This window comes from Mycobacterium sp. (assembly GCF_049673265.1).
In the GTDB taxonomy this organism is placed as follows: Bacteria; Actinomycetota; Actinomycetes; order Mycobacteriales; family Mycobacteriaceae; genus Mycobacterium.
Window position 1 is genome coordinate 1 of sequence record NZ_JBATXN010000620.1, and the last position, 5,096, is coordinate 5,096.

The 5,096-nt window shown below is 65.5% G+C and carries 4 protein-coding genes; 1 reads left to right on the forward strand and 3 read right to left on the reverse strand.

Features of this window, described 5'->3' with window-relative positions; all coding sequences use genetic code 11:
• Positions 1 to 277: 277 nt before the first annotated feature.
• On the reverse strand, positions 278 to 817 hold the full coding sequence (locus WBF82_RS20930) for an ester cyclase (RefSeq protein WP_424384847.1): 540 nt from the start codon (positions 815 to 817) through the stop codon (positions 278 to 280).
• Positions 818 to 1,068: 251 nt separating this feature from the next.
• On the opposite strand from WBF82_RS20930, the gene WBF82_RS20935 reads away from it, so the two are divergent.
• Complete coding sequence (locus WBF82_RS20935) at positions 1,069 to 2,802, forward strand: N-acyl-D-amino-acid deacylase family protein (protein WP_424384848.1); 1,734 nt, start codon at positions 1,069 to 1,071, stop codon at positions 2,800 to 2,802.
• 172 nt (positions 2,803 to 2,974) lie between these two features.
• Here WBF82_RS20935 and WBF82_RS20940 read toward each other — a convergent pair whose 3' ends face one another.
• Positions 2,975 to 3,364 (reverse strand): hemophore-related protein, encoded by a 390-nt coding sequence (locus tag WBF82_RS20940; RefSeq protein WP_424384849.1) that lies wholly within the window; start codon positions 3,362 to 3,364, stop codon positions 2,975 to 2,977.
• 107 nt (positions 3,365 to 3,471) lie between these two features.
• On the reverse strand, positions 3,472 to 5,096 hold a 1,625-nt coding region (gene groL, locus WBF82_RS20945), incomplete at its 5' end, for a chaperonin GroEL (RefSeq protein WP_424384850.1).

Consider the following 5,096-nt stretch of genomic DNA (forward strand, 5'->3'; position numbering starts at 1 on the left):
TATCCGATCTGAACACCGGTGGCGGGAACGGTTGTGGCGGTCATGGCCCAAGTATGTCTCAAAAGTCTCATAATTATACGTAATGCGACAATGGTTTTGAGGCAACTTCTGATCCGCGTTGAGTGAGAGTCTTGTGCCCACGGATGTGGGCAGGAAGGCTCGATTCGGATATGGCAACGAGGAAGCGGCACACCCCTGAGCAGGTTGTGCGCAAGCTGGCGGAGGCGGATCGGCTGCTGGGCGAGGGCATGTGGGAACTGATCAAGATGTCGCGGCGCTACGAATTGTCGATCCTGCGCGAACGCAGCGCCGCTCGCGCGACCGTCACGGGGTGGTTAAGCAGAGTCATGATCCGACCGGTCAGGGTGTTGAGTTCGCGAGCGACACCGAGCTGGATGAACAGCGAAAGGCGGTCGTAGTAGACGCGTTCGCTAACGAGGTCGGGGCCATCGAACTGGAAGATCAACAACACCGGCCATTCGAGGCGGCGGCCGGTCGGCGGCAGGCCGCGAAAGGGTCCCCGGTGGGTGCCGTGCATGCACGTCTCAGTCATCACGCGGTCACCGTGGTGACACAGTGAGCCGGGCTTGATGTCGAAGTGCAGGTCTGGAAGAGCGGCAAAGAGTTCACGGTAGCTGGCGGCGACCGCGTCAGGACCGTCGGCGACCTCCCCGGGCAATTCCGTTCGCGCGGCACCGGGTTTGAATGTCGCGAGCGTCGCCGTGACGTCCTGCCGATTTTCTGCTTCGAGATGCGCTAGGACAGTTTGCTCACGCGATTGCCGCAGGCCCGCATCCACCTCGGCCGCCTCGGTCATATCGCTCCCTCGCTCGCGGCCGATCTACGCCAACGGCAGTGTAATTGATGGCGGGGATCGCAGTGCTACTAAAGCATCACGTCCGCCGGAGCTAGGCTTGCATGGTGAATGCCAACGGCGGACACGGGCGTTGTGTCCACTGGACACATCTAGACCCATTTTCCCAGTTCACTACTGACACTTTCAAGGCACTCTCGGACACGGTAAGCCTGTTTAACCAGGTCAAACCGTTAAAGTAGGAGATTATTTAGATGACCTACGACCTGATCATCCGCAACGGCAGCATCGTCGACGGGCTCGGAGGCGAACCATACGTCGGTGACGTTGCGGTACGCGACGGCGCCATCGCCGCGGTCGGTGCCGTGAACGGCGCTCACGCCGCGCGGGAGATCGACGCAACGGGGCTGCTGGTCACGCCCGGCTTCGTCGATTTGCACACCCACTACGACGGCCAGTCCATCTGGTCGGATCGGCTGACTCCGTCATCCGCGCACGGGGTGACCACTGTGGTGATGGGCAACTGCGGCGTCGGCTTCGCACCCTGCCGGCAAGCCGACCACGACGTGCTGGTTGACGTGATGGCCGGGGTTGAGGACATTCCCGGTGTCGTGATGACCGACGGCCTGCCCTGGACATGGGAGACCTTCCCCGAATACCTGGATGCGCTCGACGCCGGCAAACGCGATATCGACGTGGCCGCTTACCTTCCGCACTCGCCGTTGCGGGTCTACGTGATGGGTCAGCGTGGAGCCGACCGCGAGCCGGCCACCGCCGAAGACCTCGCGAAAATGCGTGCGCTCGCCAAGGAAGCGATCGAAGTGGGCGCGCTGGGGTTCGCGTCGTCGCGGCTGACCATCCACAAAACCGAAAGCGGTTCGCCCATCCCGAGTTACGAGGCTGCTCGCGAGGAGATCGAAGAGATCGCCCGCGGCGTAGTCGACGGCGGCGGTGGTCTGCTGCAATTCGTGCCCGACATTCCTGCCGGCGGTTACCAGCCGGTGCTGCAAACGGTGTTCGACGTCGCCGAGGACGTCGGGCTACCGGTCACCTTCACCCTCGTCGTCGCCAACGCCGGCGACCCGACGTGGCCGGACGCCATCACGATGATCGAGAAGGCAAATAGCGGAGCGGCGGCTGGCCATCCTTCAGTCACCGCGCAGCTGCTGCCGCGCCCGATCGGTCTGATCATCGGGTTGCAACTGTCCGCCAACCCGTTCGTGCTCTACCCCAGCTACCGCGAGATCGCCCACCTGCCGCTGGCCGAGCGGGTGGCCGAGATGCGCAAGCCCGAGGTCCGCGCCCGCATCCTCGCCGACAAGCCCGGCCAAGGCCACCCGATCCTGTTCGTGACGCAGATGTGGGACTGGATCTTCCCGCTGACCGACGACCCGAACTACGAGCCCGACCCGTCCACGAGTATCGGGGCCCGGGCGCGGGCCCGCGGGGTCAACCCGATGGAAGAGGCGTACGACCGGCTGCTCGACGACGAAGGTCACGCGATGCTGTTGGTCGCTACCAGCAACTTGGAGCGCAATTCGCTGGACACCGTCGGCGAGCTCCTGCATCGCGACGATGTGGTGCTCGGTCTCGGCGACGGCGGCGCGCACTACGGCATGATCTGCGACGCCAGCTATTCGACGTACTTCCTGGCGCACTGGGCGCGCGACCGCAAGTCCGGGCGATTCTCGGTGCCCGACGCCGTCCGGGAGCTGACCTCGGTGCCCGCTCGCGTCGCCGGGCTGGGCGACCGCGGCCGCATTGCGGTCGGCTACAAGGCCGACCTCAACGTCATCGACCATGCGGCGCTGCGGCTGCACAAGCCAGTGATCACCCACGACCTGCCGGCGGGTGGGCGGCGGCTGGACCAGACCGCCGACGGCTATGTTGCGACGGTGGTCTCTGGTGAGGTGATCGCCGAGAACGGCGTGCCCACCGACGCCCGACCCGGCAAGTTGGTCCGCGGCCGCCAGCCGATCCCCGCCTGAGCCGTCACACCTGCCACACCAGCCTCTCCGCGGGGGCACTACACGTTTTACGAAACGTGACCACCGGCGATATCACCGGCTCGGGTGATATCGCATGCGGTGTCGAAACGAAAAAGAAGTGGGCTCTACCTCGGAGTGACGCACGAGGCTGGTGTGACGGCGCGCTCCCCGCCTAGCCGGACAGCGTGTCGAACAGGGCAGCCAACTGGTCCGGCGTCACCGACGTGTTGCACTGCCCCTTCAGGTTGAGCAGCGGCTGGGCGATGTTCTTCAAGTCCAAAGCCTCGCCAGGGTGGCCGATAAAGTATCCGCGCACCGACGACCGCGCGTCCGCCGGCGATTGGCTGACCGCGGTGGTCAGCACATTGTTGGCGTCCGGGTGACCGTCCAGATACCCGCTCGCCGCATTCAATACTCCGCTCGCGGTGGCTGCCACCCCGCTTGCCGAACACGGATCGGGCGCAGCACCCGCCGTCGGCGCCGCGGCGATCACGACGGCAAGCGCGCAGCCGCAGGCTACACCAAAGGCCTTGCGCCGTAAGCCAATTGCGGATGTTCTCATTGGTGGTGCCCCTTCGTCCCCGGCTGTTCGAATCTTCAGTACACCAGCTGCCCCAGGAAACGAAAAGCCCGGCCCCACATGGGGACCGGGCCTTCCGTTAGCTCGGACTAGAAGTCCATACCGCCCATGCCACCGGTCGGGTCGCCGGCGGGAGCCGCGGCCTTCTCCGGCTTGTCGGCGACGACTGCCTCGGTGGTCAGGAACAGACCCGCGATGGACGCCGCGTTCTGCAGCGCCGAACGCGTCACCTTGACCGGGTCGGCAACGCCGGCCTTCAGCAGGTCCTCGTACTCACCGGTCGCAGCGTTCAGACCGGTGCCGGCCTTCGCGTTGCGGACCTTCTCGGCGACAACGCCGGGCTCCAGCCCGGAATTGAAGGCGATCTGCTTCAGCGGAGCCTCCAGCGCCACCCGGACGATGTTGGCACCGGTGGCCTCGTCGCCCGTCAGCTTGAGCTCCTCCAGGGCGGGTGCCGACTGCAGCAGTGCCACGCCGCCACCGGCGACGATGCCCTCCTCCACGGCGGCCTTGGCGTTGCGCACCGCGTCCTCGATGCGGTGCTTGCGCTCCTTGAGCTCCACCTCAGTGGCGGCTCCGGCCTTGATCACCGCAACACCGCCGGCCAGCTTGGCCAGCCGCTCCTGCAGCTTCTCGCGGTCGTAGTCCGAGTCGCTGTTCTCGATCTCGGCGCGGATCTGGGACACCCGGCCGGCGATGGCGTCGGAGTCACCGGCGCCCTCGACGATCGTGGTCTCGTCCTTGGTGATGACCACCTTGCGGGCCTTGCCCAGCAGCGAGATGTCAGCGGTCTCGAGTGAGAGGCCGACCTCCTCGCTGACGACCTGACCACCGGTGAGGATGGCCATGTCCTGCAGCATCGCCTTGCGGCGGTCACCGAAGCCGGGGGCCTTGACCGCCACCGACTTGAAGGTGCCACGGATCTTGTTGACGACCAGGGTGGACAGCGCCTCGCCCTCGACGTCCTCGGCGATGATCAGCAGCGGCTTGCCGCCCTGAATGACCTTCTCCAGCAGCGGGAGCAGGTCCTTGACCGTCGACACCTTGGAGCTGACCAGCAGGATGTAGGGGTCCTCGAGGACAGCTTCCTGGCGCTCGGCGTCGGTGACGAAGTACCCCGAGATGTAGCCCTTGTCGAACCGCATGCCCTCGGTGAGCTCCAACTGCAGGCCGAAGGTGTTGGACTCCTCGACCGTGATGACGCCCTCGTTGCCGACCTTGTCCATCGCCTCGGCGATGAGGTCACCGATGGACTGGTCGCCCGCGGAGATGGCCGCGGTGGCAGCGATCTGTTCCTTGGTCTCGACGTCCTTGGCGCCCTTGAGCAGGGTCTCGGTGATCTTCTCGACGGCCTTCTCGATGCCGCGCTTCAGACCCAGCGGGTTGGCCCCCGCCGCGACGTTACGCAGGCCCTCTTTCACCAGCGCCTGGGCCAGCACGGTTGCCGTCGTGGTGCCGTCGCCGGCGACGTCGTCGGTCTTCTTGGCGACTTCCTTGACCAACTCGGCGCCGATCTTCTCGTACGGGTCCTCCAGCTCGATCTCCTTGGCGATGGACACACCATCGTTGGTGATCGTGGGAGCACCCCACTTCTTCTCCAGGACGACGTTGCGGCCCTTGGGACCCAACGTCACCTTTACCGCGTCGGCGAGGGCGTTGAGGCCCCGCTCGAGGCCGCGACGGGCCTCTTCGTCGTACGCAATTGTCTTGGCCA